The 16,390-nt window shown below is 52.3% G+C and carries 18 protein-coding genes and 1 pseudogene; 9 read left to right on the top strand and 10 right to left on the bottom strand.

All coding sequences use genetic code 11. From position 1 onward, the window contains the following. Nucleotides 1-107: 107 nt before the first annotated feature. A pseudogene (locus OOF89_RS17285) lies at nucleotides 108-443 on the bottom strand (IS6 family transposase); the annotation flags it as partial. A 211-nt stretch (nucleotides 444-654) separates the two neighbouring features. On the opposite strand from OOF89_RS17285, the gene OOF89_RS17280 reads away from it, so the two are divergent. Next, nucleotides 655-1,356: a hypothetical protein gene (locus OOF89_RS17280; RefSeq protein ID WP_266080787.1), complete on the top strand. Its 702-nt coding sequence runs from the start codon at nucleotides 655-657 to the stop codon at nucleotides 1,354-1,356. A 130-nt stretch (nucleotides 1,357-1,486) separates the two neighbouring features. On the opposite strand, the gene OOF89_RS17275 is transcribed toward OOF89_RS17280, so the two are convergent. Beyond that, complete coding sequence (locus OOF89_RS17275) at nucleotides 1,487-1,726, bottom strand: hypothetical protein (protein ID WP_266080785.1); 240 nt, start codon at nucleotides 1,724-1,726, stop codon at nucleotides 1,487-1,489. A 176-nt stretch (nucleotides 1,727-1,902) separates the two neighbouring features. Between OOF89_RS17275 and OOF89_RS17270 the strand changes: the two genes are divergently transcribed. Next, nucleotides 1,903-2,286, top strand: coding sequence for an SWIM zinc finger family protein (locus OOF89_RS17270; protein ID WP_266080783.1), 384 nt, complete (start codon nucleotides 1,903-1,905; stop codon nucleotides 2,284-2,286). Nucleotides 2,287-2,303: 17 nt separating this feature from the next. On the opposite strand, the gene OOF89_RS17265 is transcribed toward OOF89_RS17270, so the two are convergent. After that, nucleotides 2,304-2,567 (bottom strand): hypothetical protein, encoded by a 264-nt coding sequence (locus tag OOF89_RS17265; protein ID WP_266080781.1) that lies wholly within the window; start codon nucleotides 2,565-2,567, stop codon nucleotides 2,304-2,306. Between the two features lie 63 nt (nucleotides 2,568-2,630). Here OOF89_RS17265 and OOF89_RS17260 point away from each other — a divergent pair, with 63 nt between their 5' ends. Further along, a complete protein-coding gene (locus tag OOF89_RS17260) occupies nucleotides 2,631-2,891 on the top strand; it encodes a hypothetical protein (protein ID WP_266080779.1) in 261 nt (86 codons plus the stop codon). Here the strand turns inward: OOF89_RS17260 and OOF89_RS17255 are convergent. Next, on the bottom strand, nucleotides 2,864-3,406 hold the full coding sequence (locus OOF89_RS17255; RefSeq protein ID WP_266080777.1) for a universal stress protein: 543 nt from the start codon (nucleotides 3,404-3,406) through the stop codon (nucleotides 2,864-2,866). The genes OOF89_RS17260 and OOF89_RS17255 overlap by 28 nt on opposite strands. Nucleotides 3,407-3,493: 87 nt before the next feature. Here OOF89_RS17255 and OOF89_RS17250 point away from each other — a divergent pair, with 87 nt between their 5' ends. The 4 genes from OOF89_RS17250 to OOF89_RS17235 all read left to right on the top strand — a co-directional run bounded on the left by OOF89_RS17250 (nucleotide 3,494) and on the right by OOF89_RS17235 (nucleotide 5,623). Continuing rightward, entirely contained in the window at nucleotides 3,494-3,871 is a 378-nt protein-coding gene (locus OOF89_RS17250; protein ID WP_266080775.1) for a hypothetical protein, read from the top strand. 20 nt (nucleotides 3,872-3,891) lie between these two features. Continuing rightward, nucleotides 3,892-4,209: a hypothetical protein gene (locus OOF89_RS17245; protein ID WP_266080773.1), complete on the top strand. Its 318-nt coding sequence runs from the start codon at nucleotides 3,892-3,894 to the stop codon at nucleotides 4,207-4,209. 164 nt (nucleotides 4,210-4,373) lie between these two features. Continuing rightward, on the top strand, nucleotides 4,374-4,568 hold the full coding sequence (locus OOF89_RS17240; RefSeq protein ID WP_266080771.1) for a hypothetical protein: 195 nt from the start codon (nucleotides 4,374-4,376) through the stop codon (nucleotides 4,566-4,568). A gap of 296 nt (nucleotides 4,569-4,864) precedes the next feature. Beyond that, the gene (locus tag OOF89_RS17235) at nucleotides 4,865-5,623 is read left to right on the top strand and encodes a hypothetical protein (RefSeq protein WP_266080769.1); all 759 of its coding nucleotides are present in this window, start codon (nucleotides 4,865-4,867) and stop codon (nucleotides 5,621-5,623) included. 28 nt (nucleotides 5,624-5,651) lie between these two features. On the opposite strand, the gene OOF89_RS17230 is transcribed toward OOF89_RS17235, so the two are convergent. Continuing rightward, nucleotides 5,652-6,128 carry a hypothetical protein gene (locus tag OOF89_RS17230; RefSeq protein WP_266080767.1) on the bottom strand — a complete coding sequence of 159 codons (477 nt, stop codon included), beginning with the start codon at nucleotides 6,126-6,128 and terminating at the stop codon, nucleotides 5,652-5,654. 1,163 nt (nucleotides 6,129-7,291) lie between these two features. Between OOF89_RS17230 and OOF89_RS17225 the strand changes: the two genes are divergently transcribed. Both OOF89_RS17225 and OOF89_RS17220 read left to right on the top strand, forming a co-directional pair. Continuing rightward, entirely contained in the window at nucleotides 7,292-7,549 is a 258-nt protein-coding gene (locus OOF89_RS17225; RefSeq protein WP_266080765.1) for a hypothetical protein, read from the top strand. A 984-nt stretch (nucleotides 7,550-8,533) separates the two neighbouring features. Beyond that, nucleotides 8,534-9,052, top strand: a complete 519-nt coding sequence (locus OOF89_RS17220; RefSeq protein ID WP_266080763.1) for a helix-turn-helix domain-containing protein — start codon at nucleotides 8,534-8,536, stop codon at nucleotides 9,050-9,052. On the opposite strand, the gene OOF89_RS17215 is transcribed toward OOF89_RS17220, so the two are convergent. From OOF89_RS17215 to OOF89_RS17195, 5 genes are read right to left on the bottom strand one after another with little or no spacing between them, the layout of a single operon-like run. Next, on the bottom strand, nucleotides 9,049-11,796 hold the full coding sequence (locus OOF89_RS17215) for a type IV secretory system conjugative DNA transfer family protein (protein ID WP_266080762.1): 2,748 nt from the start codon (nucleotides 11,794-11,796) through the stop codon (nucleotides 9,049-9,051). The genes OOF89_RS17220 and OOF89_RS17215 overlap by 4 nt on opposite strands. Continuing rightward, nucleotides 11,789-12,853, bottom strand: a complete 1,065-nt coding sequence (locus OOF89_RS17210) for a hypothetical protein (RefSeq protein ID WP_266080761.1) — start codon at nucleotides 12,851-12,853, stop codon at nucleotides 11,789-11,791. The genes OOF89_RS17215 and OOF89_RS17210 overlap by 8 nt, the downstream gene beginning before the upstream one ends. Beyond that, nucleotides 12,850-13,110, bottom strand: a complete 261-nt coding sequence (locus OOF89_RS17205; RefSeq protein ID WP_266080760.1) for a hypothetical protein — start codon at nucleotides 13,108-13,110, stop codon at nucleotides 12,850-12,852. The genes OOF89_RS17210 and OOF89_RS17205 overlap by 4 nt, the downstream gene beginning before the upstream one ends. Next, nucleotides 13,107-16,019 (bottom strand): VirB4 family type IV secretion system protein, encoded by a 2,913-nt coding sequence (locus OOF89_RS17200; RefSeq protein ID WP_266080759.1) that lies wholly within the window; start codon nucleotides 16,017-16,019, stop codon nucleotides 13,107-13,109. The genes OOF89_RS17205 and OOF89_RS17200 overlap by 4 nt, the downstream gene beginning before the upstream one ends. A gap of 43 nt (nucleotides 16,020-16,062) precedes the next feature. Continuing rightward, nucleotides 16,063-16,371, bottom strand: coding sequence for a hypothetical protein (locus OOF89_RS17195; RefSeq protein WP_266080758.1), 309 nt, complete (start codon nucleotides 16,369-16,371; stop codon nucleotides 16,063-16,065). Between the last annotated feature and the right edge of the window lie 19 nt (nucleotides 16,372-16,390).

The following is a 16,390-nucleotide window of genomic DNA, read 5'->3' as shown; positions in this document are numbered from 1 at the left end:
CCAAGTTGCTTTCTTTAATTATGGTTCAATATTTACACCCATCGTCCGCTACAGGGCAAAGACCCTAGTCAGATAACACCTGCGAGACGGTTGTCGTCCGCTACAGTGAGAAACCTAGCCACCACCTCGGTACCGTGGTGATCAAACACGGCAATATCGAGAAGTAGTTTTGTTTCGGTGTCTATTGCGGCGTACATTCCGACCATACCATTGGGTTTGACAGCAGTTTCGTCAACCGCGACCCGTGCGGCTGCGCCGACGGCGGATCAGGGACGCTGTCAGCCAGCCGATGTACCCTCTGAAAAATCGTCTGATATGAGCGTTGTACGCCGAAAAGTTGGAGAATTCTTGTGTCTACCTGAATGAATAATCGTCCGCTCGTTCTTCCAACATTCAAGATTCACCGTCTCTAATGTTTCACTGAGCTGTTCTTGATTGAGTATAGACATCAAAACCACTGGACTGCTCTCTTCTCAAACTGGCTCAACCAGCCAGCGCTGATACAAGAATCTAACCGAAATGAAAGTCCATTTGGATAATAACTATCCTTATAATGCTTGTGAGCTATGTTCTTATCAAAATGATATCTGTAACCATGACAATGGATCAGAAAATGATCAAAACGACGACGCAACTGGGGACAATGATTAACGTATGAGGATGAAAAACAGCTTCGCCCATGTTCACCTAGACTCCGCAAAAATTCTGTCTAAGGATGCCAAAGAACTTGAAAATCAATACGAGAGCGATAGTTTGGGCGATCGATTTGAGAGCGACTCAGCCGCTAGAGTTGCGCATGACGGATACGTTTCCAATTCCATCATCAGTTCAATGGCGTTCTTGGAATCCGTCATCAACGAATTCTATGACAAACTCATGGTCTCTGTTAATTCGTGGGAAGAAGAAGCTCGGGAATTTGCTCCATCTGAGGAAATTGTTTACCAGATATTCTCTGGCCTTCGGGATATTGAACCACGTGAATTTCAAACGAAACCAACACTTCGAAAATACCAATTGATGTTAATGTATCACGGGAGAGAACGATTTGCGAAAGGAAATAACCCCTTTCAAGGCGCAGCGACAGTGAGGGCGATACGGAATAAACTCGTCCATTTTGATCCAGATTGGTATGATAGCGAGGAACCTCTCCAAACCCCTGTGAATTTGCCAATGGATCTCAAAAAGAATCCTTTCTGGGAAGTAGATAACCGAGAACCAGAGTCGTATCTCTCACACGAGACTGCAGATTGGTGTCTTGAAGCGTGTGGTGATCTCGTAATTGAGTTTTATAATCGCATGGGGTTTGCGAATGCACAGCTTGTTTCCCAAATTAAGAAGACTATCGAAGAACAATAGACAATGATTACTCCGATTGTTTTCTACAACAATGTGACATTTTTGAGGATGGTTTCAGAAGTACCCTTACTGTGTCCAAAGCTACCAAAGAACTTACACATATCTAGTAAATTTCGACAGAATTCACTGGCTACTCCGGTCGAATCCAGATAACACGACGCGCCTCGGGCTTCTTTTTCCGAATCTCATCGTTTTCATGGAGTCGAGTGAGAACGTCATACGCCGACCGTCGTGACCACCCAAGTTCGTCCGCGATCTCACTCGTCATGTAGGGTTCGAGCGGCTTCATTACCTCTAAGACGGCCTCTTCAGTGTGTTCTTGGACATATTCTCCGCTCTCATTGCGCGGTCTCTCATTCTTCTCTGTCATACCTACTCTTTCATTTCCACATGACATAAGCTTATTCCTTGTAAGGAATACGGTGGTTTTATTACCTATGCCGTACAAGGAATAAGTAGGAAGAACGGTGCCCTCGGGCGTGTGTAGAAACGCGCCGGGTGCTCTAACACCCGGCACCGGTCTTCCAAAACCAACGTGGAAAGACCATGAGTACGAAAACGCCTAGTGAACTTGAAACTGACGAGACGGCACAGAAACGCGCACAGGCCGAACAATTCTCCTTCGACGTCGATGTCCCCGGAATGGTCGAAGTGACCAACGAGAGCCATGAGACGCCCGCAGCCCACCAGTACACAGTCTCCATCGACGACGTGACTGGTGAACTGATGGCCTGCACGTGCCCGCATCACGTCCACCGTGATGCGTTCTGCAAACACATGGCCGCCGTCGAAAACGGAACTGACGACGGGACACTCGACGCATTCTCGTCTGAGGACGATACCGAACCCGAAGACTGCGACTGTGAGGGCCTCGGTGACTTCCCGTGCTGGCCATGCGTTCGTGTGGGTCGCAAAGAACTGCCGAACTAATTAAACCACAGTGGGAATCAACTGATTTCTGCTGACTCGTTCCAGTCGTGAAAATATAACAAGTACAGTCCTGCCACTGTGAGCACGATTGTTAGAGAAACAACGAGGAGGTTCCCGATTAACCGAAGAACTACAAATAAAATCCAGATAAGAGACATTCCCATCCCCTGTTTTGCACGTTTGGATGTCATTCGTCCAGTACGGTATCCACCATAGCTAACTATGAGTGCTATGAGCCATGCGATTCCGAGGACAACGAAGAATGAATCTGGGAACGCCATAGTGTCTATAAGCATAATGAAAAGATAAATGGCTTGTTTGAATTAGTTGATACAAATAATCTAGTGACGGTCTCGGATATCACCGACCAGCAAACGCTCACGGAAAGCGCGAACGCTGCGACCGATGATACACCGGTGACACCGACAGCCCTGCTCGACCGAGCACAGCAGCACGCAACGAACGTCGCCGCCGAACACTTCCCTGACCTGCCGGTCGAAACCATCGACTGGAAGATTTCACACCGAGCGCAACGACAGGCAGGCGTCACGAAGATTGTGCATTTAAACTATTCTCGTCATGAGTCTGGGAGTTCGTCAACCTGATCATGTGTCTCTGATACCGTCTCTGTCGCTTCAACTGCCGGTTCACCCCGTAACCGATCCTTGATATTTGCTATCGCTTTATCGATATTGCCAACCGCGACCGTTAAAACAGGAATTGGGGCGGTTCGTACTACTCTCTCGGCCACGCTACCGAGCAAATATCGTTCATATCCCGTCCGGCCATGGGTTCCCATCACGATGAGATCGATTTCATTTTGGACAGCATATGTAAGGATCTCCGCACTGGGATCGCCCCATCGGATCTCTTGAACGGCATCGAGACCAGCGTCAAGGGTCCGTTCCTCAACGGCTTTCGTTGTGGCCTGACCATCCTCCTCGAGTGTTTTTCGAACACGATCACGTTCTTTATCCGGAATCGTCAGATAGGCTCGTTCGTCGACTACATACAGTGTATGAACAGTCGCATTACTTTGTTTTGCGAGCTCGAGTCCCTGATCAACGACTGATTCCATTTCCTGGCTTCCGTCGGTCGGAATCAGAATTGACTCGTACATGACCATTGAATAACAGGCAACCATAAGAAATGTTTCCTATGATTTCTGGGGTGAAGATGATCGACTGAATGAATATCTTGGAAACTATTGTGCCTGCTGAATCGGCGCTATGAAAACCACAGATACGTCGTTTTTCGACTCACCGAGGTCATCAACGAAAGCCACGAGAACCCCACTGAACACCACTACGTTGTCTCCATCGACGACGTGACCGACGAACTGATGGCCTGTACGTGTCCGCATCACGTTCACCGCAATGCCGTCTGCAAGCACATGGCCGCCGTCGAAAACGCAACCGACGACGGGACGCTCACGGCGTTCCCCTCCGAGGACGACAAAGACGAGCGTATCAGTGGCCCGTACACTGGCTACGACAAGTACGGCAACGTCGATCACACCTACTGGACGTGTGAGGATTGTGGCGCGGAAGCCACTCGGAAGGGCGCACTCACCGACTGCTGCTAATCCCATCTCCTTTTTCATTTATGTCACGCCAAACAACGCTGTCCGATGTTACCCAGCGAACGCTCAGCGAAAGCGCGAACGCTGTGACCGACGATGCACCGACGACTGAGCGGGGCCTGTTCGATCGAGCGCAAGCACATGCGGCGGATGTCGCGGCTGCGCATTTCCCCAATTTGCCTGTTGAAGCGATTGAATGGGAGGTGTTCCACCGACGACAGAGATCGACAGGTGCCGAAATTCGACCCTGCGAACGGCGAGATAACGATCTCGGTCGCCTGGGACACTTTCTAGCAACAGGGCTGGGAGCAGTTCAGTTCGACCGGTACACCACGAACTAATTCACGCATGGCAGTATCACGAGTTCGGTGACGCAGATCACGGGCGAACGTTCGCCCGGTGGACGGACGACTCCCGCGCTATCAACGCTCGAAGGTTGTCAAACAGACTGAGAAGTACAGTTGCGGCGATTGCGATGATTGCTGCGGGCTGAGGAGGTCACCGAATGTCGCACGAACGCTGTCCGACGTGCGGCCAAACGGTGCTGGCGACGGAGGTTTGTGATCCGTTGGCGATTACGATCTCTCCATGCGGGCACGAGATCAGCCACACGGCGGAGGTGACTGACGCTCCGAATTTCGATCCGCTTTCGCCCGGCGGGTGGATCACAGAGTTTCTTGCCGCTGCTGACGACAACTGACTCTCCCTGACGTTTCGGCCATTGTCCATTCTCTCATTCATTTATCTTTATTATATAGACAATAATATGACTATCACGTATCTTAATATATTTTAATAGGTTATGGTTTCGTATTGAGGATCCATTAGAGAAAGTACCCTCTACCTCCACAGAAGCAGCGGAACAACGGAACTTTCGGTTCAGTAGTGCCGTCACATTTATACGCATAGAAATAGAAATTCTGTCGAAATGAACACCATAGCATTGGACACAGTTTATAAAACGATAACTAACTATGCATAATAATATTGGTGCAAATGGCTGAAGACGCATACACTCGATTCTTTAGTCTATATGAGTTCTTCGGTATATTTCTTCCTGGTAGTGCCATTATAGCTTCACTGATTCCATTCCTTCCAAAAAATCCCTCAACAGGCTCGGATCTCGCTCTTGCTGCAGTTTTTTTAGTTCTCGTAATAATTGGCAGCTTTATGTTGGGCCAAATATCACATGCAATTAATAGATCTAGGCTAGTCAGAGGTGAAATATTTCCAAGCCATAGGGAGAATTTTGAGCAAGAATTGGACAAGAGCGGCTTGAAAACTCAGTTTATACACACATTTGAGGACAAGTTTAATGGAATTAGAATATGTAATGCACGTAGTAAGTACAGGTATGTCATAGTACAGAGTTATATCCATTCAAACGAACAAGGAAGGTCACGAAATATGCAAGCAGAGAATGCATTCTGTGAAGGAATGTCCACTTCGCTTTTTCTCATCTCTGTGCTATATTCAGCAGTATTTATAATCGATATTATCCCAATCAAAGAAATAGGCTGGTTTTCTTATACTGATTCCGAATTAATCATCTCCAGTTTTAGTGAAGGCTTTTTATTATTATTGATATTGATAACAATCTCTGGCTCAGTTATATTCCATAAGGAGGCAATAAAGTTTCAAAATTATATGGGGGAATATCTAATATCAGACTTCTTTGCTCAGGTGAACAATGAAAACTCTAGAGGGAATGTAAATACCGGTGAGTCAGACGGCAAATCCTCGGAAAATAACTAATAAATGTTTTTAAGACAGGGGAAAGTTGCTACGGGCGAAATTTTGTCATGGATCTGAAATGAGTTTCAGCATTATATATGGTCTCAATTGCTTCATCGAGTTGCTGTCGAATTTCTTCTTTAACTAAATTATTAAAGCTATTATTTTCAATTGATGATTTCGCGTTATCCAATAGAGTAGAAGCGACCATTATGGCTTCTCCAATCACTTCTCGGTGATAGTGATTGTATTCTTCAGAGGACGAGAATGAATTGGGATTTTGGTTCCAAATGCCCTCCACTATAGATAGCCTATTAATCGCCATATTGATATCCTTATGGGACAAATTTCCCGATTCCTCTAAATTATGTCTCATTCTTTCGAATACCTCCTGTAATGTAGAGAGTGCACCAGTGAATCGGTCGAACATGAGTTCTTGGGCGGAAAACTCCATCATATCAATATAGATGTAGAAATAATCGTTTGAGCCGTTCTGTCTTTCTGAGTCTCTTTTTGTATCTTCCATGATTTCACCCTCCCAATTTGTTTATTCACTCAATCATTAGCTAATATCTAACAATTTCACACCCAATTATGATGCTATTGTCTGTCTCACCAACAGTCCGATCTACGCGACTTTACATAGTTATTCTCAGAAAACCCTTAAGAATGATCGTCATTCATTATTCTCGCTAGCAGGCTAGGTTCGGAAAGCTCCCGTTGCTTCTTATCAACACTTTAATATGGATAAAGAGTCAAATTATTGGACTATTCAGTGTATGATGCGTATCTATTTCTTCAGTTTGTAGTTCAAACTCATCTGCTGAGCACGTCTTCAGGGCTGTCCCTCCGTGGACGAATCCAAACTGTTCACAGGGCGGCTAAGACGCCTCATTGAGCGCCATCGCAATTGCTAATGTACGATGTAATCGGAGAGGCAACAATCAGCTTAGATACTACGAGAAACGATTCTCAATGAACGCTATGCTTACTTCTACTAGTAGAGGAATAAATGATTGGGAAGTATGGAAAAGTTTCCTGTACGTGACACGCTCTTCATCCATAGGAGTGAATGTGAAGAGTATTTGCTGACACACGAATGCACCGAACGAACAGCCCAAGCCGAAAGGCTACCGCTCCTCGTGACCACTGGACAGTCAGCCGGCAGAAACCAGACGAGGTGCCCACCCAGCTGCAACACAGCGGTTTTCATCTGCTTTTCCACCGGCCAGACAGCCAGCTCCAGCTCCTGACAGTCTTCCTGGTAACACACCAGAGTTCCGCTGTAAACAGCGCTCACTCGACAGTCCCACCGTTACTAAACCTACCACTCTCCTGCTGGTACGTAGAGGACAGTCCACCGGACTCTAGCCAGCTCATCTCTACTGTGCTGCTTAGTCGTGGACAGTCCAACGTGCTGCCCTATGCCGTCTCACGGCAGCCCCCTGACTTTCTGTGGACAGTCTGGCAGCGCTATTCACTGCCGCCTCCTCGTGCGTTTTGTGGAAGACGGTTGCTCTCCTGGTGGCATCTCAGTATGGCGCCCATGTGGAACCCAATAGTGCTGTGATCCGTGTTCTATCGTTGACTCGCTGTAGATAACTAGTGGTGAAACTCTCTACAGCTGTACTTAGGTACACAGCTAATATTTTAGAAATCTATATTATCACTGCCGTTGTAATATTGACTATGAGCTCAGTTGTTCAGTCACTCAAAAAGCCCTACACTCGGAACGTTCTCGAAGTCATTGGTGCGTCGCTCCTCGCACTGATCTTCATTGGGCCACTCATCTATGCAGCCCTCGGTAAGCTCATCAGCTTTGGGCTTGACCTCTTTGGGATCACCCAGCCACTGCCGCTGCTCTGGATAAATGTGGTCTTCATTAGCTCCATCTTCATCACTGTCTGGGCTGTCTTCAAAGTCGTTGAATTCTACTATCAACGCTAACTCTCGTTTTCTCGTCGCTATACTTTTCTAACGCCCATGTGGCACCCCACCTTTGCCGTCACACGGGCATTCCGTGAGTACGTGCTGCTGGCACCCCAGTTAGTGTACCAAGACTGGTTGACTGCGTGTCGCTCATTGGCACCCCACTCCAGTGCAGATACTGGCACCCCACATAGTCGCTTCGCGGGTTTCTCATGATGTCCTGGCAGGGCAGACTGTCCACTCTTTTCGTCTATCCCTGGCTCAAGGATATCACGGCCCCCACTCGCCTGTGCTGGCCATCATTCCAGGTCTGCTGCTGCAGTCGGTGTCGCTGTACTGTTGCAGCCTCTCCGCTGTGCGGTACACTGCCCGGTGCCCCTCATGGCGGCTTGCCGCCAGTGCTGTTTAGCTGCCCCTGCTGCCAGTACGCTCCTTCTCGTGGTTCTGCTCGTCGCACTGTTGGACTGTCCCCTTCCGTCACTCCGTTGTTTCTCTCTGAGTCCGGCAGGGCCTGACTGTCCTCCCTCTCTTGTGGTTCTTCCCGGGTTGTTCTGCAGAGTGGACTGTCCTCTTCTTCGTGTCCTCGTTGTCGTCGACGCTTCGCTCTGGTAGACTGTCCGGGTGCTGTTGCCCCCCGGCTGGCTGCTCTGTCGCATTGCTTCAAATACCTCTGTTGACTGCCTGTTGGGGTGCCCCTTTTCGCGTGTACTGTTCATCATCTGTTTCGTGACAGATTGGGGGTGCCCACTGGCTCTTACAGTCCTGGATTCGTCTGTGTTTCTTGGTGGTTCATTCTCCTCTGTCGTCGGGGGGCGCCAGCCCCCCGCGTTGTGTCGCACACACTTGTTTCCAGTTTCTGATGTTTCTCTCTGATAGCCCGGCTTCGCTATTTTTTGCCCATTGGTTGGTTCCCATGGCTCTTCCTTCGGCTTGGGTAAACCAACTTGGTACAATCGTAATATTATAGTTGTCTCACTCCGTTATCCTTGCTTGTGACTACTCATGCCAGCTGATACATCTAACTATGACGATGAGGACTGGGGCGCACAGATGGACACCATCGAGCGGAAGCTCAACCAGGGGAGCCAGCACCGTCGGAGCATCCTTGCTGCGTTCGCCAATGCAGATGAAAGCGAGTTGAACACATCCATTCTTCGCGAGCGTGCCGACGTGCCGACTGGGAGTGCTAATCACCACTTGGTGACGATGGAAGAGTGGGGACTGATCAAGGACACTGGTGAGCGCGAGTATCCCGCTGGCGGTGGACGTCCAGCGCGGATCTGGCGACTCACCGAGTTCGCCGAAGAGTTCATCGAGACGACTGACACGGCACTCAGTCCACCGCCAACTGCAGAGACAGCAGCGCGCGTTTCAGCTATGGAGAATCGGCTTGAAACAGTCGAGAATCAGCTGGACGACCAGGAGAAAATCAAGAAAGCGCTCGTCTTGCTGGCGTCGAAAAGCGATGCAGTGAGTGACGAGAACGTCGCAGAGATGCGGAACCTGCTCGACGTCGATTAGCGGAGGGCGTCAACGATATCTCCGCCGTCATCTTCTGACTCGGTTTCCTCGTGGTTGTGATCGTCGTCAGCGACCGTCTGGGTAGCTTCCCCGTCGTCGGTAGCAAGCATATCCAGTGGGACATGGTTGCCATCTGGCCGGTAGAGGAACAAGTCTGCTGGCGTCTTCGCGTCTTCTTTGACGACGATGATATCCAGCATATCCGTGTCATAGTCGGGGACGATCGGCGCTTTTACCGACCGGTCGCCGCCCATCGGGTAGGCAGTGGCGTCCTCGAAGATCGCCTCAGGGTTTTCGAAACGAGCGTGCTCTGTTCCGTTGTCGTCGCGGAGGACATACTCCCCACTGCCCTCCTCATACACCCAGACGTTGTCGCTGCTCCCAGGACGAGTTATGACCTCGCCGTCGATCGCTACGTCACCCGTGAGCGTGTAGAAGCGTTGTTCGCCATCGACGGAATGGTTCTTGTGACAGCCCTTCGGTTCCTTAAGGAGCGTCGTATGGACTCGTCTAGCTGTCTGTTCCCGCGAGACGAGCAGACATCGTTTCCCTTCGTTGACCGCCTGCATGACGTTCCGAACAGTCTGTGAGGGTTGGCTATTCCCGGTCGTGTGTTCGCTTTCGATGTAGACCTCGCGAGCACCAGCCAACCGATTCATCACGGGATGATGCTCTCGGTAGTGTGCGACGGCGTCAGCAATTTCCTCATTGTCCGCGTCGTCTGGGATGTCTAATGCGTCCTCCACGCTGGCGAGTGCGTCTGGCATGTCGCCGCCGTCCTGTGCGAGGATATCAACGACAAACCCGAGTTGCGTCAGTGGGACGTAGGCATCAGCCATTGGTGCCCAGTGTTCTGCGCCGCCGTCATTCTCGCGATCGCCGATGTTCATGAAACTCCGAGAGCGTACTTTGACTTGCCCCTGCTCGTTCTCCTCGCGATAGTCAAGGTAGGCTTCAGGAATATCCTTGAGCACATGCCGCCATGCACGTTCGGCGGTCTCAACCCCGCCCCTCGCGGGGAGATACCCACTGAGTCGATCGAGACACGCCTCAATCGGGATGAACTCACCCGGTTGTCCCTGTCGGATGCTCTCGTCGTAGATGGCTTTCAGTGCCGCGTCACGCGATCGTTCGTCGTTAGCCGTATCGAGTGTCTTGGCGCTCGCCTTCTCTGGTGTGACGGCTTCGTTCATCCCACCAAACTTGAGCTGGCGCATCATCTCGTCGTCCGTGAGTGGCGGGGCAGCAAACCGCTCCAGACTTTCAGTGATAATTGCCTCCGCTTCGTCTTCGTCGCGAATGTTTGGATACGGCGCAAATGTCTTGAGCTTGAGCGCACCAGAGAACCGGGTACCGCCGTCTAGCGGAATTCGGGACCAGATCCGATGGTTTTCGAGTTCGGTGAAATCCTCGATATCACAGTCACTCAACCGCCGGGTGAGTGGGCGGGCGTCCTCGTCGTCCAGTACGCGGAAGAACACGCCTGTGTTGCAGTTGTTCTTGACTGGCTTGAGGACACCCGACTCTTTGAGTTGCGTCGGATACTGGCAGGCTAGCGTCACCGAGAGGCGCATCGAGCGAGCACGTGCTAGCATGTCGTCGACGTCGAGATTCTTGTGAAGGACGCGGTCTGCCTCGTCGAGAATCGCAAAGAACGGCGTTTTCTCCGCGCCTTCGATCGAACGGTTTTGAATCGCATTCCACAGTGGACGAAGCGTGCCGAGTGTCACGAGTTGCTTGATATCATCGTCGGAAACCGCTGTGCGAACGATTACAATCTTCTCGTCATCGAGGATATCCCGAAAGTCGATCGTACTCTCCCGACAGCCCGCAATGCGACGAGTGACAGGACTCTCGACCCACGGCTTCAGCCGCGTAATCACGGGTCGCACAGCGTCATCATCCATCTCGGCGATTTCGGAGACGAACTCACCGACCCACGGATCATCGATTTCCTCGGCGAAATCTTCTCGCCGTTGGGCGTTTAGGAGGACGAAGTACATATCGAGCACACAGTACTGCTCGTCTGGGTCCTCGATCTCGTGATTCGCCTGCATCATCGCTCGTGCCATCGACTCCACGATGGCGTTCATCCGTGGGCCCCAGTAGTCGTCACCCGACAGAACAGCTTTGAGCACCTGAATACGATCGGTGACGTGCTGTTCAAGCTCCATCTCGCTCTCACAGTCCGGGACTTCGAGGAAGTTGATCCCGATGCTCCGATCGTGGTCGTCGTCACCTGGCTCAATCCAGATCACGTCGTCATGCCGATACTCGGGAATTTTCTGGAGGAGTTCTTTGCTATCCTCGGCCTTGGGGTCGAAGTAGATGAACCCATAGCCTGCCCAGGCGAGCTGCACCATCCAATTTAGCATCTCGGTGGTTTTCCCGGCACCTGTGGTTCCGACAACCCAGAGATGCTGGAAAAGCTGGTTGAACTCGACAGGGGCCGGATCGAAGCCCTGCTGGGCGCTGTCGTTGTAGCCCAACCATAGTGGCATGTCTGGATGATCACGAGCACGTTCGAGCAGTTCGCGGATCTCTGGGCCTGCCACCGGTCCCTGCTCTTCGGTTTCAGTGATCGTTTCAGTCATGCCATCCGCCGCGTACTCTGCACCCGTTTGGGTGAACCCATACGGTTCGTTCGTGATCGTTGTTGGAACGGCAGCATCCTCCTCGGCTTCAATCTCCGGTGATTCATCCGCCGAATCGTCTTCACCACTCCCGAAGAGTCGATTAAGCATCTTTCTCCCCCGTGATGTATCCGCTGTGCTCGTGAGACCCAACCGGCACCTCTTCGCCGCGTTTGGTCTGGCGGCGGTCGAGTTGCGCGATCGAGATATCTGCCGGTGGTAGATGCACAATCGGGGCGATCTCGAGTGAGGTGAGCAACATCTTCTCACCCAACCACTCCCGGCGGGCCATCGTCTCCGCCAATGCGTTCGGCGAACTACTCGGCTCGACAATAAACGCTTGCTCGGTCTTTGAGTTGTAATAGCTCGCGAAGGAGGCACCGACCGCCTCAGCATGGTGCTTGACAGCTTCCTTGTCGTCACCAACCGAGAGGTGGCGAATCATCACATCAAATGCTTTCTCTTTCGCGCGTCGATCGAGGACGTTCCCGATCTCCGTTGCATCGGCTGTCTCTTTCTCGCGCTTGGTCTCGGCGAGGTCGTGAATCGTGTAGACACCGTTCAAATGATAGTAGAGTTCAGTGATATTCGTCGTGAGAAGCCGTCCAGTCTGCCAGTTCCGCGTTGTTGGGCGAAACATGACTTGGATGACGCTCCGTACCGGCTCTCGACCAGTTGCCCCACCGGCTTTCACCGCATCATCTACGATATCGCCGAGGACGGTTTCGTATGGGTCGTCTTCGCGGAAGCCTTCGAGGTCACGACGACGAATCGGCCACCATCGATGTTTGCGGAGCGTCCACTCACCGCCTGCCACGTAATCCCCCTCATCGATGTGTATGAGGTCGGCGTCTTCCCGCCGAACGTCCGAATCAGGATACTTGTGCCGGAGTCGAGTCAGGAACCAGTGGAAATCGTCGCTACACGGGAGGTACCGGAAGCTGATCTGTTCACCGTCATAGACGATCTCTGCTGCACGGGGCACGCTTCGTTTGCCACTCAGGTCCGAGTGAGAGGGATGGACGGATTCGAACCACTCGATTGCGGTGTCAATCCCGCCATCGTCTTTGAATGGCCGAACGCGAATGAGTTCATCACTAGCTTGGTCGTTGGACGTTGCACCGAGTTGTGCAGCACGGTACTCGGCTGACCGACTGAAGCGACTCATCGGCCTGCCCCCGGAATGAATTTCGAGCCTCCAATCAGTACACCGATAATCGCCATATACGACGCAACGATGTCACCAAGCAGTGCGTTGAGTTCCGGTGCCGAGTAACCCAGGAACGCTGGTACGAGACTATTCGTGAAGAAGACCGCAAACATCCGCTCGGCGAGGAATGTTGAGAACTGCTGGATAGGTGGAACATTTGCGAGTGTGTGAAACGCGGCCACGACGATATCGACAGCCTGGAACAGGAGGCTCATTCCTGCTCACCCCCGTCAGTTGCCACTATCGAACGTTTCTCGGCCGTCTTACTCTCCGATTCGCCACTGGATGGCTGCCCATCATCGAAGCGGTCGCCAAGCTGGCGCTCTAGGTAGTCGTGCCAATTCCCGTGGTCACTCGGTTCGTAATCGACGATCGAGAACTCGACCGGATTCACATCCATGCTCATCTCAACCCGCTGTGGGTAGCACTCCCGTGTTCCATCCTCGTCGACGGCGAGCAGCATTTCCGAATAGCCACGGTCTTTGTCGCCCGGCAGAGCACTGTTGACGAAGGTTGCTTCCTCGGTGTTGAGCCCGATTTCACTCCCGAACTCGGGCGTCATATCGTCCAAATGGTGGAAACACATCATCGAGGAGTTGTTGAAGATGACCTCTGCTTGCGATTTGAGCGCACTCGTCCCCTCGTCGTCCTTCGCGTAGAATTCGCTGATCGACTGTGTAGAGAACAGCAGCGAGAGGTTATAGTGCCGAGAGTGACGGACGACTTGCTCCAAGAACGTCAGGTTGTCCGCGTGCTTGGTGAGATACTGCGCTTCGTCAATCAAGATCATCGTCGGATCGTCGCTCTCTTTGGCCATCTCGTAGACCGACGTCAGAAGCAATCCAAGCATCAGCCCTGTCTCACCTTTCCCTTCCTTGAGCTGCAGATCAAGATAGAAACTCCCGCCATCGGCGTTCAAGTCGAAGCCAGTTTCCTTCGTGAAGTGGCGGTAGCGTGTGCGGAACGCTTCAATATCCTCTGAGAGGACCCGTTCGGCCGCTTCGCGGGTTCGAAGCGGGACGTCCGTCTCGCTCAGATCAGCGTCGAGCAGGTCGCCCATCTGGTGAATTTCGGGGTTATCGCCGACTCCAGCAATGTGTGCAATCTCCTGAATTACGTCGCGAAGCGTCGGCGATTCGTTGCCGTGTGTGCTCGGGTCCTTGGTGATTCCTTTTTCATTGTAGGCACGGCGTCCGGCTTTCTCCCAGACGTTCTTTTTCTCTGCTTCGAGTTCTCGGCCTTCGAGGTCGTAGAACGTCTCGACGAAACTTATGAAGCGCTCCATCGCCTCGCTGAACGGCGTCGTCCGACCAACAACGGATAGCTTCTCCTCGGGCGTTTCTTTGATTTCCAACGGATTGAGACCCGTCTCTCCGCCTACGACGATCTGCTCAGCATCGAAGAGCTTCGACGGGCCAGCGAGCCCCTCGAGAGGGTCGATGAGGACGACGTTCATCTCGGGGTTGCGTTCTTTGAGTTGGGTGAGGATCTTCTTCGACGTAGTGGACTTGCCGCTCCCGATTTTGCCGAAGACCATCATATTGTAGCCCATACCCCGAAGGTACGGATCGACAATCGTCGGCTCATCACGGTCGTGGTGGATGCCAACCTCGATCCCCGATGGCTCGTAGATGTTGTTCGACGTGTAGGGCATCTGCTTTGCCAACGCTCGCCCAAGCATCGGTGTGGCCTTGTTCATCGAATCGTAGACCAGTGGGGCGGCCGAGTGGGCCATCTCTTCCTGTTGGAAGTGGGCAGGGACAACTTCGCACCGAGCAGGTTGCTCTTTGAATCGTTGTTTCATCGTCCTCGCCGCGTCGAGCAGCTGCTCTTTGGAGTTGGCACGAAGACTTACGTAGGTACTCGTCATGAACAGTCCCGACCCTGATTCGGTCAGAGAGTCCTCGATGTCAGAAGCTGCTTGCCACTTGCGATAGGCTGATTCAGCTCCCCAATGCCCTTCCTGCTCTTTCTTCTCGTAGTCGCTCTTGTGTTTGATCTTGTTCTTCTGGGACTGTTGCCGGGCGTCGGATTTGGAGACCCCAAGCGCATGCGTTGAGAGCGTAATATGCACGCCGGGCGTGTTCAGCACATCGCGAAACATGCCGATGTCAGGGTTTTCCGGCCAATTCTCAACCCACATCCCGAGGACGTAGGTCTCCTCGTCCAGAACGAGATAGCGCTGATCATCATACCGAACTGATTCAGGGGCCAGAAATGACCGATAGTTCTCGGCAAGTGGGTCGCAGTCCTTCGCATGCACGTTGACCTCGTAGTCTACATCGACATCTGCGTTCGCACCTACAACCGGCGAATCATGGATTAGTGCCCGAATCGTCTCATCGGGTATCGTGGCTGCATTGTCCGCTCGGTAGTAGGAGCGGAGCAACCGCGTAAATTCGACCAGCGAGATCGGCGTCCCGGTGATGCCATCAACACTTCCGAGTGCTTGAACGACGCTTTCGACCCGCTTGTTCAGGCGGGCAGTCAGGTCAGTGCGAAGCTGCTCGAGGTCATTGCCGTAGTTGTTCATCCGACGAGCCTTGATCTGATCGCCGATGAGCGGGAGATTGGTCGCACTCCCAAACAGTCCGGCAGCATCGTCCCACGATTCAGAGAGTTCGACCGGCATGACCTTCACGAGGATGTAGTGCTCACGGACGAGAACGCTCTCGTGGTCGTCGTCGATGATTTCCACTCGTTCATCGAGCAGGCGACGTTGCAGGCGGTTCATTCCCGTTAGATCTTTTTCGTCGGGCCGTTCAGCCGCCATCTCGTGATAATCCTCACGATAGCTCTGCTTATCGAGCGAGCGAAGCGTACTGTATTGCTCAATCTCGAAATCGACGGTTGTTGAGAGGGCTTCATCCAGCTGCTTGATGCGATCCTCCCATTGGGACGCCGTTTTCGTACTCATGTTCGCTGGGTCGACGCGGATCGCGGCGACGACCGAACGATCTGCCAATTCCACGGCGTTGTGTGCTGGAAGTGGTCGATTCACGGGAACCCACTCTTGGGTGGATTGGCCACTGGTACTCGTCACGAATCGACGGATGAGGGGGACTGTTTGGAAGAGTTTCTGTGCGGTCGGATGCTCGTTTGGGGGTTGGGCGTTCTGACTCATTGGTTTGAATGTCGGAGTGTTGGTTTGCGGGCGATACTGTGGGTTAGCGGCGGTTCTGACGGGAATGGAGCTTCACGGATTGTCGGGTGAGCCATTTTGTCCGTTGAGCGACGAACTCACCTGCCGTGAGGTATTCCGGTTCAACAGCGAGCACAACTCCTGCACCCGCCAGCGCGGCGAGTGTTAGGAGGATGCCCGCGATTTGGAGTCGCTTCGGGAGGAATGGCGTGAGGACCAAGATCCCGAGTGCCGGGTAGATGGCACGAACGAGTTCGTTCATGTCCCACCGGCCGAAGACGTCCCGTCCGCTAGCCATTTGATCGAGAACTTCTGCTCCAGGTGAATCTGACATGTGTGATCTGGGTGTAGTG

This window comes from Haladaptatus caseinilyticus (assembly GCF_026248685.1).
Classification (GTDB): Archaea; Halobacteriota; Halobacteria; order Halobacteriales; family Haladaptataceae; genus Haladaptatus; species Haladaptatus caseinilyticus.
The sequence above is the reverse complement of the archived record's forward strand: the minus strand, read 5'-3'. Positions and strand labels throughout refer to the sequence as shown.